Source organism: Agromyces tropicus (assembly GCF_039531345.1).
GTDB lineage: Bacteria > Actinomycetota > Actinomycetes > Actinomycetales > Microbacteriaceae > Agromyces > Agromyces tropicus.
In genome coordinates, this window is the sequence record NZ_BAAAPW010000004.1 from 207,532 (window position 1) to 225,978 (window position 18,447).

Genomic DNA, 18,447 nt, shown 5'->3' on the forward strand with positions numbered 1-18,447 from the left:
GATCCGGGAGCGGGCCCGGTCGACGCCGTCTCGTGCAGGACGGGTGGCCTCCGGAGCGACCCCATCGACACGGACGGGGGTGCGGCTCGGCCGCCGCTCCCCCGACGGTCCGGTCGCCCAGCGGTCCGTCGCCGCCCGGGTGGGGCTCAGGCGACGGTGAAGGCCTGCTCGCCGATCTCGACCCGGCTTCCCCGGGGCACGAGCATCCGACGGCCCGGCTCGCACCGGACGGCGTGCTCGCCCGGGCGGCGCACGACGGTCCCGTTGGCCGAGAACCGGTCGGCGATCCAGAGCCCGCCCTCGTGCTCGCCGAACTCGAGGTGCGTCTTGGAGACCGAGAGCCCCCGGTCGACGATCTGGACGAGGTGGTCGAACGCCTCCCCGGGCTCGGCGAGCGGCTTGCGCCCGACGAGGCCCGTGCCCTGCACCGTCACGACCTCGCCCGTGGTGAAGGTCAGCACGAAGCGGGCGCCCGGGGCGGCGGCCGCCGGCCCGTCGTCGAGCGCGGGCGCTGCGGCGGTGGCGGCATCCCCTCCAGCCCCATCGGTGGCGACCTCGGCGGGCGACGCGACCTCGGCCGCGGGTCCGCCCTCCGCGACGGTCGGCGCCGCGTCGACGTCGTCGAGCGGGACGCTGAGCACCCCGCTCTCGGAGCGGTGGATCACGTAGGTGTCGCCCGGGCGGGGGTCGACCGGTCGACGCGATTCGGGGGTCGCCGAGGTCGAGCTCCCGCACTCGCCGCAGAACATGGCCCCCTCGGGCAGCGGCGCACCGCAGATCCGGCAGTTCACGTCGCGCCCCCCTTCCGCGAGCCAGCGTACCCGCCGAGCGACCCGAGCGAGACGCGCGCCCGCATCCGCTCGCGCCACGAGCGCGGCTCGTCGAGGCGGCGCTGCAGCTCGTCGACCGCAGCCCAGACCCGCTCGTCGTCGCCGTCGCGCGGACCGTCGGGGCCGAACACGGCGCGATCGACGACGGCCGCGAGCACCGCGGGCGCGAGGCCGCCGACCACGGCCGCCTGCTCGGCGCGGGTCGCGGTCACCGTCATCGGGTAGCCGTGGTCGGCGGCCTGGTCGGCGAACTCCTGCCAGCCGCCCTCGATCCGCTCGACCACCGTCGGCGCGCGGCGACGCAGCCGTCGCCGCCGGGCCTTGGCGAGGATGATCGCGAGGAAGGGGCTGGCCAGCAGCGCGAGCACGGCGAGCGCGATCCCCGTGATCCGGAGCACGGCGAGCAGCGCCGCCACCCAGGCGTCGCCCCGATCCGGGTCCTGCGAGCCCGAGTCCGGTTCGGCGGCGAGGTCGTCGACGGGCGTCGGGTCCTCGGGCGGCGGGAGCGCCGACTGCGGCCGGGACACGATGGTCGGCTCGTCGGGCTGCCGCTCCGGGACCGGGCGGACCTCGGGGTTCGGGTCGACGGGGATCCACGCGCCGTCCTCGGCCTGGACCTCGATCCACGCCTGCAGGTCGTCCCCGTGCAGGGTCCGTGCGCCGTCGGGCTCGGCATCCGCCTCGCCGCCCGGGAGGTACCCGACGACGACGCGCGCCGGGAACCCGATCTCGCGCGCGAGCAGGGCCGCCGCGACGGCGTACTGCTCGCCGTCGCCGACCATGGGCTTGGCGGTCGCGAGCTCCGCGAGCCGGTCGAGCGCGTGCCCCGAGCGGCTCGGCACCTCGTCCTCGCCGATGCCGTGGCTCACGTACCCCTCGCGGTGGAAGCCCTCGATCATCGCGGCGAGCCGCACGCCGGGCGTGTCGGAGGAGCGCGTCCAGCGGTCCAGCAGCCGCAGCAGCGGATCCGGCGGGTCCGGCGAGTCCGGCAGGATCGCGCCGCCCGGGCGCAGCGAGGCGAGGTCGACGGGCTCGACCGTCGCGACGGACTGCGACGTGTAGCGGTCGCCGGCCGTGAGGCCGGAGCGGACGCCGGCCGTGCCCGTGACGTCGTTGTAGGCGAAGTCGTCCTCGAGGACCCCCTGGCGCGGGCCGCCGAATGCGATGCGCTCGAGGTTCCCGACGCCCGGCACCCAGACGTCGTCGTACGCCAGCACGGCCACGTCGAGCTCCACCCGCTCCCCCGGCGTCCCCGACTGGTCGAGCCGGTACGGCAGGCGCGTGAACTGGCCGGACGCGCCCGCCCGGTCGCTTCCACCGACCGAGTAGACGACGCCGTCGTACGTGTCGAGCACGGCGATCCTGAGCCCCACCCCCTCGGGCAGGCCACGGACCTGGAGCATCTCGAGGTCCGCGGCATCGGGCTCGAAGGCGGCGCGGAACCCGGCGAGGGGGCTGTCGTAGTCGTTCGGCTCGAACGGCGGGCGGAGCTCGGCGCGCGCCACGGAACGCGGACCCGCCGGCAGCGCGAGCGTGGCCGCCGTCGCGCCGACGAGCGCGAGCGCGACGACCACCGTCGCTCCGACGATCCGGCGCACGTCGGCGAGCGCGGCCTCGGCCGATCCGGCGAGGCTCGCGCGACGTCGCTCGGCGATCGCGAGGCGGACGAGCCAGGCGACGCCGGCGACGAGGAACGCGACGCCCGCCTCGAACGCGACGTCGTCGTGCACCACGCCGAGCACGATGCCCGCGACCAGCAGCCCGGCCGGCGGCAGCAGGGCGAGCGCCGGACGGCGCGTGCGCAGCGCGATGGTGACGGACGCCGTGGTCGCGATGAGCCCGAGCAGGAACGGCGGCACGAGCAGCGCCTGGTACGACCCGACCGGCACCGAGATGGTGACCAGCTGCTTCCACGACAGGGCGACGGCGGACACGAGGTCGATGAGCCCCTCGGCCGTCGGCAGCACCCCTCCGTAGGCGCTGGTGGGCACCGCGACGGGGACGCCGAGCACGAGGTACGCGGCCGCCACCGTCGAGACCACGGCCCACGACGGCCAGGCGAACGCGGCGCCGACGACGCCGACGGCGGCGCCGACGAGGATCGCGACCGCGGCGGCGACGAGGAAGGCGCCGCTCTCGTACACGGGCCACCACGGGATCATCGCCGTCGCGGCGACGGCGACGAGGATCGCCGTGCTCACGAGCGCCGAGGGCAGGCCGGCGCCGGCGATGCGGATCGGCGCGCGCGTCGGGCCGCCCGGTCGCCGGTCCGGCGCCGCGCGGGGCGTTCCCGTGGCGCTCATGCCACCGACGCCGTCCGGGCCAGCAGGGCCGTCAGGTCCTCGAGGTAGCCGATGCCGTAGACCGAGAGCCCGCCGACGGCGCGCGCGCTGGCCTCCCCCTCGGTCGCGCAGCGCACGACGACGGCCTCGACGCCGAGCGGCAGCCGCGAGGCGGCGTGGCGGAGGTCGGCCACGCCCCGGGCGCCGCCGGTCACGACGAATGCGAGCGACACGCCCGCGATCGACTCCGACGCGGCTCGCACCGTGTCGCCGAGCCCGGACGCGCGCTCATCGACCTCGACGAGGCAGAGCGCGTCGAGCAGCCGGTCGCGCGACGCCGTCGGGAGCTCGCGCATGGCGGCGAGGCCGGGACGGGAGCCGTGGGCCCCGCCCGGCCCGTGCGCGGACGGGACGCCCCGCCTCGCGGCGGGCGGCCGGATGCGCTCGCGCCCCGAGACGACGAACGCGAGGCTCCGGGCGTCGCGGATGGCGCGGGCGCCGATCGAGGCCGCGACGCTGACGGCGAGCTCGAAGTCCTCCTCGTCCTCGTACGCGTCGGCGGCGAGGTCGAGCAGCACCATGAGCCGGCTCCGCCGGGTCTCCTCGAACTGCCGCACCATGAAGGTGCCGGTCTTCGCCGAGCTGCGCCAGTGGATGAACCGCCGGTCGTCGCCGGGCTGGTACTCGCGCAGCGCGTGGAACGCGATGTCGCTCGCCGTGAGGTCGCGGGTGGGCGAGCCCTCGAGATCGCGCAGGTACCCGGTGCTGAGGGCCGACACCGCGATGGTGCGCGGATGCACGTGCAGCTGGCGCACGTCCGACCAGACGATCTCGCGGCGCATGAGCCCGATCGGATCCGCCCGCACCGTCCGCGCGGGGCCGACGTCGATGACCCCGCGCCGTTCGGTGGGGATCGCGAGCCGCTCGTCGAACGTGCCGCCGCGCGGCAGCGCGGGGACCATCCGGGCGATCACGCGGCGCCCGACGGGCAGTTCGAGCCGCGCGCCGGCGAAGCGACGCCGCCCGGGGTTCCGCGCGACGAGGCGCGCCTGCGCCGACTCGCCCACCGCCACGCGCGGAACGGGCAGCGTCAGCTCGATCGCCCCGGCGCCGCGCCCGAGGAGCCAGGCCGAGGCGACCGCGGCGAGCAGGAGCAGGCCCCACCCGATGATCGTCAGTTCCATCCAGCCCCAGCCGTACCCGAGCACGAGCGCGACGACCGCGCCGGCGAGCACGCCCCAGCCGAGCGGCGTGACGACGCCCCGGGCGACGCGCGTCCACCGTTCGACCACGGATGCCGCAGCCCGGACGGCCACGACGATGCGCGCGATGACCACCGCGAGGACGCCCTGCCGCGCGGCCTCCTCGGGGATCGTCGACCGGGTCTGGAAGGTCACCCGGCCTGCCTCGCAGACGGCGGCGGCGTCTCGATGAGCACCTGTGCGATGAGGTTCGAGGCGGTGACTCCGTCGAACTCGGCCTCGGGGTCCAGGATCAGCCGGTGCGCGAGGACGGGTTCGGCGAGGGCCTTCACGTCGTCGGGCACGACGTAGTGGCGTCCGCGTCCCGCGGCATGCGTCTTCGCCGCGCGCACGAGCGAGAGCGCGCCTCGGACGCTCACCCCGAGCCGCACCTCGGTGGCGCTGCGGGTGGCGTCGACGAGTCGCGAGACGTAGTCGTTGATCGTCGGGTCGACGTACACCGTGCGGGCGAGGGCGGCCATCTCGACGATCTCGGCCGCGTCGAGCCGTGCCTCGACGCGATGGTCGTGCGCGCGCTGGTCGGTCCCCTCGAGGATGCGGATGGTCGAGGCGTGGTCGGGATAGCCGATCGACGTCCGCATGAGGAACCGGTCGAGCTGCGCCTCGGGCAGGCGGTACGTCCCGGCCTGCTCGACGGGGTTCTGGGTCGCGATCACCATGAACGGCCGGCCGACGGGGTGCGTCTGGCCGTCGACGGTGATCTGGCCCTCCTCCATGACCTCGAGGAGGGCGGACTGGGTCTTCGGGCTGGCCCGGTTGATCTCGTCGGCCAGCACGATGTTGGCGAAGACGGGGCCCGGGTGGAACTCGAACACCCCCGATCGCTGGTCGTACACGGACACGCCGGTGATGTCGCCGGGCAGCAGGTCGGGCGTGAACTGCACGCGGTTGCTCGTCCCGGCGACGGACTGCGCCATCGCCCGGGCGAGGGACGTCTTGCCGGTGCCGGGCACGTCCTCGAGCAGCAGGTGCCCCTCGCTCAGCAGTGACGTGAATGCGAGGCGGATGACGCGGTTCTTGCCGAGCAGGATCTCCTCGACGGCGCTCACGAGCCGATCGAGGTTCGACGCGAACCGGGTGGCGTCCTCGGGGGTCATGGTCATGCGGTGCTCCTCGGTGGACTTCATCGTGACTCGAACCTCGCGGTGACGCCCGCGACCTCAACATCCAACCAGACGGCGTCGCCGGCCTTCGCGCCGTTCACCTGGCACGAGGTCGCGGTCTGCGCCTGGCGGCCGACCCGGTCCCCGTCGGCGCCGCAGCGGTACGAGGCGGGAAGTCCGGAGTTGGCGGGGTCCGCCGACCACGACCATGTCTGGGTCGCGGCATCGTAGGCGCGCCCCGGGAGCGAGAACGTGAGCGACGGCGACTCGCCCGTCGGGAACGTCTCCGACCACGGACCGCACGAGCCCCACACCGAGCAGGCGCGCACCTGGAAGCGCGCCGTCTCGCCGAACGGCCGGTTCAGCAGTTGCCGGAGCCAGCCGGAGCCGTTGAAGTCGCGCGGGGAGCCGACCCGCGCACCGCCCGCGTCGACCGCGATGATCTGCAGTCGCTTGGTGCCCGCGTCGACGTCGTCGATGAAGCGGTCCCACGTCTCGCCGTTGAGCCAGTCCATGTCGCTGCGGATTCCGCCGATCGCGCCCGGCGCCGGGCGCACGACGGTCGTCGCCACCTCGGTCGGGACGCAGCCGGCCCGGTTGTAGCCCCAGACCACGAACCCGTACCGTGCGGCCTCCGTGCTGGTGCCGGCGAACTCGACGCTCGCCGCGCCGGGTCCGACGCTGACCATCTCGGCGACGGAGCCGCCGACCGTGGGCGCGACGACGGCACCCGGTGCCGGTCCGGTCACGGTGCAGGCCTGGGCGCCGCCCGGCACGGCGGACTCGCCCTCGACGAGCCGCTGCACGAAGTAGCCGCCGATGCCGTCGCCGTTGCCGTCGAACGGCGTCCACGACACCACCACGCTGCCGGCCGCCGGGTCCGCGTCGACCGAGATGCCGCCGGCGAACGGGTCGCCGAACGGCGTGCCGGTCGTGCTGGCCTCGGTCCAGGTCGCGAGCGCCGGGAGCGCGCCGTTCCGCGCGCTCACCGTGACGGTGACCGTGCTGCCGTTCGCGATGCCCTGGGACTCCAGCGAGCACAGCGACGCCGTGCACGCGCGCGAGGCGGACACCTCGGTCGGCGAGCCGGCGACCCAGACGACGTAGGTGCGGATCGGGCTGCCCGAGCCGGTGGGCACCGGCTGCCACTCCACGCGCAGCCTCCCGTCGAGCGGGGCGGCGCGCAGCCCGGCGGCGGGCGGCGGGATCACGTCCGACCAGACCGGTTCGGGCAGCTCCACCGGCTCGCTCAGGCCGATCGCGTTGCGCGCCTGGATCCGGACGATCGCGGCCGAGTCCGGACCGTTGCCCGACGTCGGCACCGTGCACGTGGTCGCGGCGCACTCGGATGCCGCGAGCTCGCTGCGGTCGCCCGGATCGAGCAGGCTGATCCGGTACGCCTCGATCGGCGAGTTGTTCGCGGCGCCCGCACCGAACGCGAGGTCGATGCGGCCGTCGCCGAACGCGGTGAGCCGTGCGTCGGTGACCGGCTCCGGGCGGTCCTGGACCGAGATCGTCACGGTGCCCCAGGCGTACCGGCTCGAGTCGCCGGTGGCATCGGCCACCTGGTACTGCAGCGTCGTGTTGACCGGCTCCGCCCCCTCGGCGACCGTCACCGCCAGCCGGGATCGATCCGCGTCGGGCACCACGGAGAGTCCCTCGGGGAGGCTCGCCGCGTCGAGGCCCCGGACGCGGACGACGCGGAGCGGCGTGCCCGGGAACGGGTTGCCCGCGGCGTCGTTGTCGAGCACGTCGACCGACGTCGTGCGACCGCGCGGTGCGACCGCGAGATCCGGCGCGGGCTGCGCGATCGGCCTCGTCGAGGGCACGACGCGCAGCTCGATGCGCCCTGGGGTGCCCTCGATGCCGCCGTCGGCGACGCCGACCGTGATCGACCGTCGCGTGCCCTGCAGGGTGCCCTCGGCCGCCCGCACGCGCAGCTCGGTGCCGTCCAGCTCCGCGGAGAAGCCCTCCGGCACGACGCCCACGACCCGGAACTCGAGGCCCTCGCCGTCGTCCTCTGGCGTGCTCGTGAGCCGCTCGAGGTCGATGGCCTTCTCCTGGCCGGGCTCGAAGTCGATCACGCCGCCGACGAACGTCGGCGGCTGGCCCTCTGCGGGCCGCACGTCGATCGGGATCACGATCGTCCCGGTCCGCCCGTCGGGGTCGTCCGCGGATTCCCCGTCGGTCACCGTGAACGAGATCGACGCCGGGCCGAAGTAGCCCTCCTCGCTGCGGTACCGCACGGTGTCGGCGTCGACGGCGAGGTCGCTGCCGTCGGAGTGCGACGCGCGCACGGTCGCGGCATCCGTCAACCGCACCGGGCGCCCGGAGGCGGCGACGACGTAGTCCTCGAGCTCCAGGAGGACCTCCTCGCCCGAGGTCACCCGCACGGGCGGGACGTCCCGTCGCAGCTGCGGCAGGGCGTCGTCCCGTCCGGGCACCCAGATGAAGGCGTAGGCGCGCAGGTCCGGGTCGTCCGGGTGACCGACGGAGAACGGCACGATCCGACGCGTGTCCTGCACCTCGACGCGGACGGTGCCGTCGCCGCCGACGCGCGCGCCGTCGGAGTGCCCCGGCACGAGCGCGACGTCCGCCTCGCCGGCGTCCGCGTCCGCGATGAAGACCTCGCCGAGCACGTCGACCTCGACCTCGTCCTCCTCGAGCACGTCGCTCAGGCTCAGCACGACGTCCGACGCCTCGGGTCGCGCCAGCGGCGCCTCCGGGTCCGCGGTGATCCGGAGGTAGCTCGACGCGCTCGCCTGCCGCGCGTTCTCGATCGTGTAGATGGCGCCGTAGGTGTCCGGCGCGTTCGGCACGTCGACCACCACGACGTCGTCGTCGCGGCGCACGACGGTGTTCGGGGTGTTCGGCTCGACGCCCGTCAGCCGCAGCGGCGAGCCGTCCGGGTCGCTGTCGTTCTCGAGCACGCGGACGGCGACGGTGCGTCCCGGGCGCACCGTCACGTCGTCCTCGATCGCGACGGGCGGGCGGGCGCCGTCGAGTCCCGGCGCGACGCCGACGCGCACCGTGCCGGTGGCGCGCGCACCCAGCGCGTCGACGACCGCGTACTCGAACGTGTCGGTCCCCGCCGAGTACTCGCCCGCGCGGTACTCCAGCCAGTCCGCCCCGCGGTCCACGACGGACCCCCGCTCCGGGTTCGACTCCTGCCCGACGAGCTGGACCGAGTCGCCGTCGGGGTCGATGCCGCCGAGCGGGATCGGGATGCGCACCGTCCCCCCGGAGAGCACGCGAGCGACCGCCGTGCGCGGCACGGGGGCGGAGTTGCCGTCGGAGTCGGCCTCGCGCACGGTGATGGTGACCGCCGCGGTGCCGAACTGGCCGTCGGGACCCTCGACGCGGTAGACCGCGGTGAACTCGCCGGGCGTCTCGGGCGCGAAGTACCGCAGCCGCTCGCCCGAGCTGAACAGCAGCCCCGCCCGGGGTTCCTGCACGAGGTCGGCGGCCAGCGTCAGGCGATCGCCGTCGGGGTGCTCGTCGTTGTCGAGCACGGGGATGTCGACGACGTCGCCCGTGCGTGCGGAGACGGTGTCGGGCACGGCGATGGGCGGCTGGAAGCGGTCCGGACGCGGCACCTCGACGACCGTGACGGTGCCCTCCGCGTCGCCGAGCCCGTTGCTCACGCGGTAGCCGAAGGTCGTCGAGCCCGTCGGCAGCGGCTGGGTCAGCGTCACGCGGAGCACCCGGTGCTCGACGATCTCGATGCGGACGCCGCCGTCTGCGGGCTCCTCGCCGGGCCCCGTGAGGATCAGCAGGCCGCCCGTCGGGTCGATGTCGGTGGCGAGCACGTCGACCTCCATCGGCTGGTCGAGCCGGAGGAAGGCCGTGTGCGGAACGGTGATGGGCGTCGTGTCGCGCTCCGGGGGCGCGCTGACCTCGACGCGCACGAGGCCGGTGGCGGTCTGCCCGCCGTCGGTGACCGTGTACTCGAGGTAGTGGGTGCGCACGTCGTCGGTGCGGAAGCGGAACGTGCCCGCGTCGAAGTCGGGCGTGATCTCGGCCTTGGGCTTCGACGGGACGGCGCTCAGGTGCGGCATCCCGGATCCGCCGCGCACATGGCGGAGCGGTTCGAGCTCGATCTCCTCGCCGGCCGTCGCGAGCGCGACGAACGACTCGGCCACGAGCGGTGCCTCGCCGAGCGCGCGCACCGCCACCGTCATCGCGCCGTTGCCGTCGTCGCGGCCGTCCGAGACGACGAGGGCCACGGTCCGCGCCGCGGACGCATCGCCGCCCTCGTCGAAGACCACGACGCCGTCGGCCGTGGACGACACCCGGTCGGGGCCGTCGACGGCGGCGCGGCGCAGGAACACCGGATCGCCGTCCGGGTCGACCCACTCGCCGAGCACGGCGGTGGTCACGCGCCCGCGCTCCTCCACGACCGCGCGGGTCGGGCGGACCTGCTCGGGCGCCCCGTTCTCGTCCGGCCCTCGCACCGTGACGGCGACGAGCGCACGCGCGGTCCCGCCCCGGCCGTCGTCGATCGTGTACCCGAACTCGAACGAGCCGGTCGCGTCGTCGTCGAGCGTGAGCTGCACCTGCTGGCGGTTGGCCACGAGGTCGAGGCGGGCCCACGAGGGGAGCTCGCCGTCGACGCCGGACACGACGAGCACGTCGCCGTTGGCGTCGTAGTCGTCGAGCAGCACGGGCAGGAGGGTGGCCCGCCCCGGGCGTGCTCCGAACTCGTCGTCGACGGCGACCGGCGGCACCTGGGCCTTCTCGATCGTGGGCGGCGTGTCGGGATCGTTCTCCTCGACGGTCTGCTCGTCGCGCTGGACCGCGAGCAGGTCGTCCCAGTTGTCGATCAGGCCGTAGTCGGCCGATGCGGCCCAGCTCGCCCCGCTGCGCCGGTCGTTCAGCACGAGCGTGTCGCCGTTCTCGCGGAAGTCGAGGGCGAGCGCTCCCGCGGCGCCGCGGAGCGGGACCTCGGGGGCGGCCCGGCACTCGTCCCACGCCATGCCGTCGCCCCACGCGGCGCGGCGGCACCCGTCGTGCAGCACCGGCGGTGCCGGCGTGCCGCGACGACCCGCCACGAGCTCGCGTGGCGTGGACCCGTCGAACGCGACCTCGAGCAGCCGCGTGCGGGTGGCGAGGAGCACCGTGTCGCCGGTGCTCGCCGGGCGCTGGAGGACGGGCGCGTCGGCGGGCTCCGCGAGGCCGTCGAGGTCGACCGTGGCGCCGCCCTCGAGGTGCAGGAGCGCGTGCAGCTCGTCGAGCACCGCCCATCGGCCGCCCACCGACGTGAGCTGCACGGCCGCGCCCTCTTCGAGGGGGTCGAGCTGCGTCGAGCGCACCTCGTCCGGACGGTCGGCCGTCGAGCGGTAGAGCACGCCCGTGCTCGGCACGAAGCCGAGGATGCGGCCGGCGTCGTCGGTCGAGACCACCGCTCCGGCGCCGAACGAGACGGCCGGGTCGGCCTCGGCGTCGAAGGCCCCGAACTCGTCGATCGTCGGCACCCACACGTCGCCGTCGGCCGACACCACGACCCGGCCGTCCGCGAGCGCGAGGTCGGCGTCGCCCGGGACCGCGACCGTGTCCGTGACGGTCGAGGTCGTCGGGTCGACGATGCCGACGCTGGCCCGGTCCCGATCGAGGACGAGCACCGAGGCGCCGTCCTGGACGACCTCGGCGCGGGTACCGCCCGTGTCGACGAGCGCGTTGAGCTCGAGCACCGCGGTGTTCGCGCGCCCGACGGTCTGCCGCTCGTCGTTGGCGACCCACACGGCCGCGTCGCCCAGGTCGACGCGCTGCGCGGTGTAGCCGCCGGATGCCACGGCGACACCGGCCACGACGGCGACGGTCGCGGCCACGGACACCCCGGTCAGCAGCGCCGAGCGGCGCCGCATCCAGAGGGTCCGCAGCGTGGTCATCGCGGGACCTCGTCGACCTCTGCGCACCGTTCCGCGCTCGCCGCGCCGGACTTGCCGCCGCGCCACACCGTCACGCTCGCGCAGACGGTGCCGGGCTCGTCGACGCTCATCGCGTACTCGGCGGCCCGCTGCGGCGGCGAGGCCGTGCCGTCCACCGTCACGATGTACGCGTCGCCCTGGCGCAGGCCCGGGTCGTCCCACGAGAACTCGACGGCCGCGCCCTCGGTCCGCGCACGGACGTCCGTCACGACCGGGATCTCGCCGGCGCCCCGCGCGACGGTGACGAGGCCGGCGACCACGAGCGCCACGAACACGGCGGCGGCGATCGCGACGCCCGCGATGAGCCGGCCCGTGGAGGGCGGCGCTGCGCGCCCGCGCCCCGAGAGCGAGCCCTGCGAGGTCGAGTCGACGGTCCTCGGCCGGCCGGATGCCGCGGGCCGCCGGCGTCGGGGCCGCGACGGCCCGACGGTCGTGCCCGCCCCGATGCGAGTCCGCTCATCGAGGTCGACCGCGGTGGCGAGCGCCCAGTCGTCCATCGCGACCTCGAGGGGCGTCTGCGGCAGGGCCAGCTCCTCCTCGACGGCCTGCAGGTCGCGGATGAACTCGAGCGCGCTGGACTGCCGGTCGGCGGGGCGCTTCGACATGGCCCGGGCGAGGGCGGCCTCGAGGCTGCGGGGCACGTCGGGGCGCCCCGTCGGGGCGACCCTGGCCTTCTCGATGCGGCCGACGAGCGCGACGGTGCCGTTGTCGCCGCCGGGCACCTCGAACGGGCTGCGCCCGGCGATCAGCGAGTACACCGTCGCGCCGAGCGACCAGACCTCGCTGGCCACCGTGCCGGCGACCTCGTCGAGCAGCACCTCGGGCGCGGACCACGGCACCGACAGCCCGACGGCGTCACTGGCCTCCGCCTGGCCGAGGGTGGCGGCGATGCCGAAGTCGGCGAGCACGGGATGGCCGTAGGCGGTCGTGAGGATGTTCGACGGCTTGATGTCGCGGTGCAGCACGCCCTGGCGGTGCGCCGTCTCGACCGCGCTCGCGATCCGCACGCCGATCGAGAGCACCTCGGCGAGCGGCAGCTGGACCGCGCGGTAGCGCTGGCCGAGCGTCGCGGAGCAGTACTCCATCACGAGGTACGGGCGGCCGTCGGCGGCGACGCTCGCCTGGTACACCGTCAGGATCGACGGGTGGCTCGAGAGCTGCGCCATGAGGTTCGCCTCGGCCTGGAACATCTGCCGGACCTCGTCGTTGACGACCTCGGCGAGCAGCACCTTCACCGCGACGAGGCGGCGCGGCATGTTCTGCTCGTACAGGAACACGTCGGCGAAGCCGCCCGAGCCGAGGACCCGGATGAACGAGAAGCCGGGCAGGTTCGGCGGCGTTGACGGCAGTCGCCTCGACACGATCCTCCCAGCGGCCTCGGTAGCGGTGCGTCCCGTCGGCGCCGGCGGCGGCGCGGGGCATCGCCCCCCAATTCTAGGGTCGGCCCGGGCCGCGGGGCTCAGTCCTCGTCGTCCGGTGTGGACGGCCGCTCGATGCGGAGGACGTCGACGACGACCACGGTCACGTTGTCGCGGCCCCCGTTGCCGACCGCCGCCTCGACGAGCTGGTGGACGGCCTGCTCGGGCGAGCGGCCGGAGATGAGGAAGTGGCGGATGCCGTAGGAGGTGAGCTCCTTGGTGAGGCCGTCCGAGCACACCAGCAGGCGCATGCCCTCCTCGAGCGCGATCGCCCGGTAGTCGGGGATCGGCGCCTCGTGGAACCCGACGGCACGCGTGATGACGTTGGAGTGCGGGTGCGTGTCGGCCTCCTCGCGGGTGATCTGGCCCGCGTCGACGAGTTCCTGCACGATCGAGTGGTCCACGGTCAACTGCTCGAGCACGCCGCCGACGAGCCGGTAGACGCGCGAGTCGCCGATGTTGAACACGATCCAGGCGGGCTCGTCGCGGATCAGCCCGAGGGCGACGCCCGTGACCGTGGTCCCGCTGCCCTCGTCCGTCACCCCGGCGCCGCGGCCCATGTCCTGCACGGCCAGTCGCAGCGCACCGTCGATGTCCGACGTGCCGATCGCCGCCTTGCCGCCGTGCTCGGCGAGCCGCGTCACGACCGCGGCGCTCGCGAAGTCGCCGGCCGCGTGGCCGCCCATGCCGTCGGCCACGGCGAACAGCGGCGCCTGGGCGACGTAGCTGTCCTCGTTGACGGCGCGGCGCAGGCCGGTGTCCGTCGCGGCCGCCCACGAGAGCGTCACCTCGGTCCCGTCGGGCAGCGTGACCCGGTGGCGGCTGTTGCCGTTGCCGATCTGCGTCACCCGTTCCCCCAGTGTCCGATCGAGGTCATGCGTCGAGGCTCCCGAGCGCGGGGAGGATCTCGACGATCGTATCCCCTCCCAGTTGCAGCGTCGTGCCCGGTGACACGACCACCGACTCGCCGGCGCGCAGCCGACGCCGTCCCGAGGCGGACCGCACCTCGGTGCCGTTGGTCGAGCGCAGGTCGACGGCCACCAGACGGCTGCCCTCCATCCGCAGTTCGAGGTGCGTGGCCGACACGACGCCCGTCGGCGAGTCCACGCGCACGAGCGACACCCGCTCCCCCGCGATCCGCGGGGCGCTCGGGCTCCGCCCGATGAAGACGGGAACGGAGACGTCGCCGTCGGCGCCGCCGACGATGCGGAACCTGGGCGCCGCGACCGCGCCCTCCGTCGTCGCGGCGCGACCGCCCCGGCGCGGCGCGGGCCCTGCGGCATCCGCCGGCCGGTCCCGGCCGAGCTTCTCTGCGAGGCGGGCGCGCGCCGCCGAGGTGAGCACGGTGTCGGCGTCGGCGCCGTCCCCGCGCACGTAGCGCACCGTGTCCGCGTCGTCGCCGACGACGTCGAGCGGCATCGTCGGAACCCGGGTGACCGGCGGACGCCGCTCGGTCGTGCGGGACGGACGTGCGGTGAGGACGGTGTCGCGGTCGGGGTCGGCGGCCTCCGATCCGGATCCGCCCTGCGTCTCGCGCCACGCCCACTCGACGGCGGCGGCGCGGAAGGAGGCACGGTCGGCGGGCACGGGCGTGCCGCGCAGCCCCGCCTGCCGCACGGCCTCGAGCGGCCCGCCGGGGCCGGCGATGCGGAGCCGGGTGACCGCCGTGAACTCGGCGAGGTGCCACGGCGTGATGCCGCGCGAGTCCAGCCGGCGAGCACCGCCGGGCGAGGCGAGGTCGATGACGGCGTCGCCGCGCACGACCGCCGTGATCGGGTCGCCGGAGCTCGGCCACCAGGCCAGCGCGAGGTGCTCGACGCCGCCGTCGCCCATGGGGATCCGGGCGACGAGGTCCTCGAGCCCGATCCCGGGGTCGGCGGCCGCCTCGGCGAGCGCCGTCAGGACCCGATCGTGCGCGGGGGCGGCCACGGCCGCGATGAACCGCGCGCCGACCACCACGTCCCACTGGGGGGCGCCGGGTTCGTCCCGGCGGCGCAGCGCACCGTCGACCATGGGGTCCAGTCTGGCACTGCGCGGAGGTCAGCCGAGGTAGCTCATGACGTGCTTCACGCGCGTGTAGTCCTCGAAGCCGTACTGCGAGAGGTCCTTGCCGTAGCCGGAGTGCTTGAAGCCGCCGTGCGGCATGTCCGACACGAACGGGATGTGCGTGTTGATCCAGACGCAGCCGAAGTCGAGGTGCTTGGCGAAGCGCATGGCACGGCCGTGGTCGCGGGTCCACACCGAGGCGGCGAGCGCGTAGTCGACGCCGTTGGCCATCGCGATGACCTCGCGCTCCTCGCGGAACGACTGCACGGTCAGCACGGGCCCGAAGATCTCGCGCTGCACCGCCTCGTCGTCCTGGCGGAGACCCGTGACCACGGTCGCCTCCCAGAAGTAGCCGCGCTCGCCCTGCCGGCGTCCGCCGGTGGCGATGTCGGCGTGGTCCGGGAGCCGGTCGATGAAGCCCGTGACGTTGGAGAGCTGCGTCGGGTTGTTCAGGGGGCCGTAGAAGACGCCCTCCTCGCGCGGCGCGCCGGTGCGGGCGTTCGTGCGCGCGCGCTCGACGAGGATCGCCACGAGCTCGTCGTGCACCGACTCGTGCACGAGCACGCGGGTCGCGGCGGTGCAGTCCTGCCCGGCGTTGAAGTAGGCGGCGGAGACGATGCCGTCGGCCGCGGCCTCGAGGTCGACGTCGTCGAACACCACGGCGGGCGCCTTGCCGCCGAGTTCGAGGTGCACGCGCTTGAGGTCGGAGGCCGCGGCACGGGCGACCTCCATGCCCGCGCGCACGGAGCCGGTGATGGCGACCATCTCCGGGGTCGCGTGCTGCAGGAGCGCCGCGCCCGTCGCGCGGTCGCCCGTCACGACGTTGAGCACGCCGGCCGGGAGGAACTCGGCGGCGACCTCGGCGAGCTTGAGCGTCGCCAGCGGCGTGGTGTCGGAGGGCTTGAGCACGACGGTGTTGCCGGCGGCGATCGCCGGGGCGATCTTCCAGACGGCCATGTTGAGCGGGTAGTTCCATGGGGCGACCTGGCCGATGACGCCGATGGGCTCGCGGCGCACGAACGAGGTGTGGTCCGCCAGGTACTCGGCCGCGGCGCGGCCCTCGAGGTTGCGCGCCGCGCCCGCGAAGAAGCGGAGCTGATCGACCGACTGGAGGATCTCGTCGTCGACGAGCGAGGCGCGCGGCTTTCCGGTGTCCTGCGACTCGAGGTCGGCGAACTCCTCGGCCCGCGCCTCCATCGCATCGGCGATGCGGAAGAGGGCGAGCTGCCGCTCCGCGGGCGTCGTCCCGCCCCACGACTCGAATGCGGTCGAGGCGGCGGCGTACGCCGCGTCGATGTCGGCGACCGTGGAGACGGGCGCCTGGGCGTACACCTCCTCGGTGGCGGGGTCGATGAGGTCGACGGCCTCGTCGCCACGGGCGTCGACGTACGCGCCGTCGATGAAGTTGCGCAGGAGCTCGGTCACGGGGATTCCTCCGTCGGGGATGTCGGGCGGCGCCCTCGCGTCCGGGCGGCATGCGCCGGGCCGCGCCCGGGCGCGGGTGCCGACCATGCTCGCACAGGATCCGACGGAACGGAAGGCTTCCTGACGATGGAATCCGCAGCCATTCGCCCTGAACTCGACTGAATCCCTTGTGAAACAACCATTCCACTGTCATGATCGAACGCATGACGAACGGCAACCGCCCGAACGCCCACCGGCCGGTGCAGCTCGACGACGTCTCGAAGGCGATCATCGAGCAGCTCCAGGCCGATGGCCGCCGCTCGTACGCCGACATCGGCAAGGCGGTCGGCCTGAGCGAGGCGGCGGTGCGACAGCGCGTCCAGCGCCTCACGGAGGCGGGCGTCATGCAGATCGTCGCGGTCACGGACCCGATGCAGCTGGGATTCACGCGCCAGGCGATGATCGGGATCCGGGCGACCGGCGACACCCGCACCCTCGCCGAGGCGCTCGCCGAGATCCCGGAGATCGACTACGTCGTGCTCACGGCCGGAAGCTTCGACCTCATGGCCGAGGTCGTCTGCGAGAACGACGACCAGCTGATCACGCTGCTGAACTCGCGCATCCGGAACCTCGAGGGCGTGCAGTCCACCGAGACGTTCGTCTACCTGAAGCTGCAGAAGCAGTTCTACAACTGGGGCACCCGCTGACCGCGGGTCGCCCGGAAGGAGATCCCCCGATGACCACCCTCGACGCAGCGCCGCGCCTCGGCTCCGCAGGCTTCGACGACGCCGCGCTGCAGCAGAAGGCGAAGGACCATCTCTGGATGCACTTCGCCCGCCAGTCGGTGATGGAGGAGCACGGCGTGCCCATCATCACGCGCGGGGAGGGCCACCACGTCTTCGACGTGCACGGCCGCAAGTACTTCGACGGCCTGTCCGGCCTGTTCGTCGTGAACGCCGGGCACGGCCGGCGCCGGCTGGCCGAGGTCGCGGCGAAGCAGGCCGAGGAGCTCGCCTTCTTCCCGATCTGGTCGTACGCCCACCCCGCCGCCATCGAGCTCGCCGACCGCCTGGCGGACTACGCGCCGGGCGACCTCAACCGGGTCTTCTTCTCCACGGGCGGCGGCGAGGCCGTCGAGACCGCCTTCAAGCTGGCGAAGTACTACTGGAAGCTCCGCGGGATGCCGACCAAGCACAAGGTCATCTCGCGCGCCGTCGCGTACCACGGCACGCCGCAGGGCGCGCTCGCGATCACGGGCATCCCTGCGATGAAGCAGATGTTCGAGCCGATCACCCCGGGCGGGTTCCGCGTTCCGAACACGAACTTCTACCGTGCCGCCGAGATGGGCGGACCGACCGACGACCTCGAGGCGTTCGGCCTCTGGGCGGCCGATCGGATCGAGGAGATGATCCTGTTCGAGGGCCCCGAGACCGTCGCGGCCGTCTTCCTCGAGCCGATCCAGAACTCCGGCGGCTGCTTCCCGCCGCCTCCCGGGTACTTCCAGCGCGTGCGCGAGATCTGCGACAAGTACGACGTGCTCATGGTCTCGGACGAGGTCATCGCGGCGTTCGGTCGCATCGGCCACATGTTCGCGTGCGACGCGTACGGCTACGTGCCCGACATGATCACCTGCGCGAAGGCGATGACCTCGGGCTACTCCCCCATCGGCGCCACCATCGTGTCGGAGAAGATCTACGAGCCGTTCAAGACGGGCACGACGAGCTTCTACCACGGCTACACCTTCGGCGGGCACCCGGTCTCGGCGGCCGTGGCGCTCGAGAACCTCGACATCTTCGAGGAGGAGAAGCTCAACGAGCGCGTCCGCGAGAACTCGCCGCTGTTCCGCGCCGAGCTCGAGAAGCTGCTCGACATCCCGATCGTGGGCGACGTCCGCGGTGACGGCTACTTCTTCGGCATCGAGCTCGTGAAGGACAAGGCGACCCGCGAGACGTTCGACGACGACGAGTCCGAGCGACTCCTCCGCGGCTTCCTCTCGAAGGCGTTGTTCGACGCCGGGCTCTACTGCCGTGCCGACGACCGTGGCGACCCCGTCATCCAGCTCGCCCCGCCCCTGACGATCGGACCGGCGGAGTTCCGCGAGATCGAGCAGACCCTGCGCGGCGTGCTGACGGAGGCGGCCGACCTCCTCTGATCCGCTCCACGGGGGCGCCCCCG

At 74.1% G+C, this 18,447-nt stretch carries 11 protein-coding genes; 2 read left to right on the plus strand and 9 right to left on the minus strand.

Features of this window, described 5'->3' with window-relative positions:
• Positions 1–146: 146 nt before the first annotated feature.
• The 9 genes from ABD230_RS13425 to ABD230_RS13465 form a co-directional block, all read right to left on the minus strand.
• Positions 147–791, minus strand: coding sequence for a zinc-ribbon domain-containing protein (locus ABD230_RS13425; RefSeq protein WP_344375054.1), 645 nt, complete (start codon positions 789–791; stop codon positions 147–149).
• The gene (locus tag ABD230_RS13430; protein ID WP_344375057.1) at positions 788–3,133 is read right to left on the minus strand and encodes a transglutaminaseTgpA domain-containing protein; all 2,346 of its coding nucleotides are present in this window, start codon (positions 3,131–3,133) and stop codon (positions 788–790) included. Before ABD230_RS13430 ends, ABD230_RS13425 begins: the two co-directional genes overlap by 4 nt.
• Positions 3,130–4,509 carry a DUF58 domain-containing protein gene (locus ABD230_RS13435; protein WP_344375062.1) on the minus strand — a complete coding sequence of 460 codons (1,380 nt, stop codon included), beginning with the start codon at positions 4,507–4,509 and terminating at the stop codon, positions 3,130–3,132. The genes ABD230_RS13430 and ABD230_RS13435 overlap by 4 nt, the downstream gene beginning before the upstream one ends.
• Positions 4,506–5,477 (minus strand): AAA family ATPase, encoded by a 972-nt coding sequence (locus tag ABD230_RS13440; RefSeq protein WP_344375065.1) that lies wholly within the window; start codon positions 5,475–5,477, stop codon positions 4,506–4,508. Before ABD230_RS13440 ends, ABD230_RS13435 begins: the two co-directional genes overlap by 4 nt.
• 20 nt (positions 5,478–5,497) lie before the next feature.
• Entirely contained in the window at positions 5,498–11,365 is a 5,868-nt protein-coding gene (locus tag ABD230_RS13445) for an Ig-like domain-containing protein (protein ID WP_344375068.1), read from the minus strand.
• Complete coding sequence (locus ABD230_RS13450; RefSeq protein ID WP_344375072.1) at positions 11,362–12,765, minus strand: serine/threonine-protein kinase; 1,404 nt, start codon at positions 12,763–12,765, stop codon at positions 11,362–11,364. The genes ABD230_RS13445 and ABD230_RS13450 overlap by 4 nt, the downstream gene beginning before the upstream one ends.
• Positions 12,766–12,863: 98 nt before the next feature.
• Entirely contained in the window at positions 12,864–13,670 is an 807-nt protein-coding gene (locus tag ABD230_RS13455; protein WP_344375076.1) for a PP2C family protein-serine/threonine phosphatase, read from the minus strand.
• A 25-nt stretch (positions 13,671–13,695) separates the two neighbouring features.
• Positions 13,696–14,835, minus strand: coding sequence for an FHA domain-containing protein (locus tag ABD230_RS13460; RefSeq protein ID WP_344375080.1), 1,140 nt, complete (start codon positions 14,833–14,835; stop codon positions 13,696–13,698).
• Positions 14,836–14,862: 27 nt separating this feature from the next.
• Positions 14,863–16,299: an aminobutyraldehyde dehydrogenase gene (locus ABD230_RS13465; RefSeq protein WP_425546240.1), complete on the minus strand. Its 1,437-nt coding sequence runs from the start codon at positions 16,297–16,299 to the stop codon at positions 14,863–14,865.
• A gap of 197 nt (positions 16,300–16,496) precedes the next feature.
• On the opposite strand from ABD230_RS13465, the gene ABD230_RS13470 reads away from it, so the two are divergent.
• Both ABD230_RS13470 and ABD230_RS13475 read left to right on the plus strand, forming a co-directional pair.
• Positions 16,497–16,979 (plus strand): Lrp/AsnC family transcriptional regulator, encoded by a 483-nt coding sequence (locus ABD230_RS13470; RefSeq protein ID WP_344375087.1) that lies wholly within the window; start codon positions 16,497–16,499, stop codon positions 16,977–16,979.
• A 29-nt stretch (positions 16,980–17,008) separates the two neighbouring features.
• Positions 17,009–18,424 (plus strand): aspartate aminotransferase family protein, encoded by a 1,416-nt coding sequence (locus ABD230_RS13475; protein ID WP_344375090.1) that lies wholly within the window; start codon positions 17,009–17,011, stop codon positions 18,422–18,424.
• The last annotated feature ends 23 nt before the right edge of the window (positions 18,425–18,447 follow it).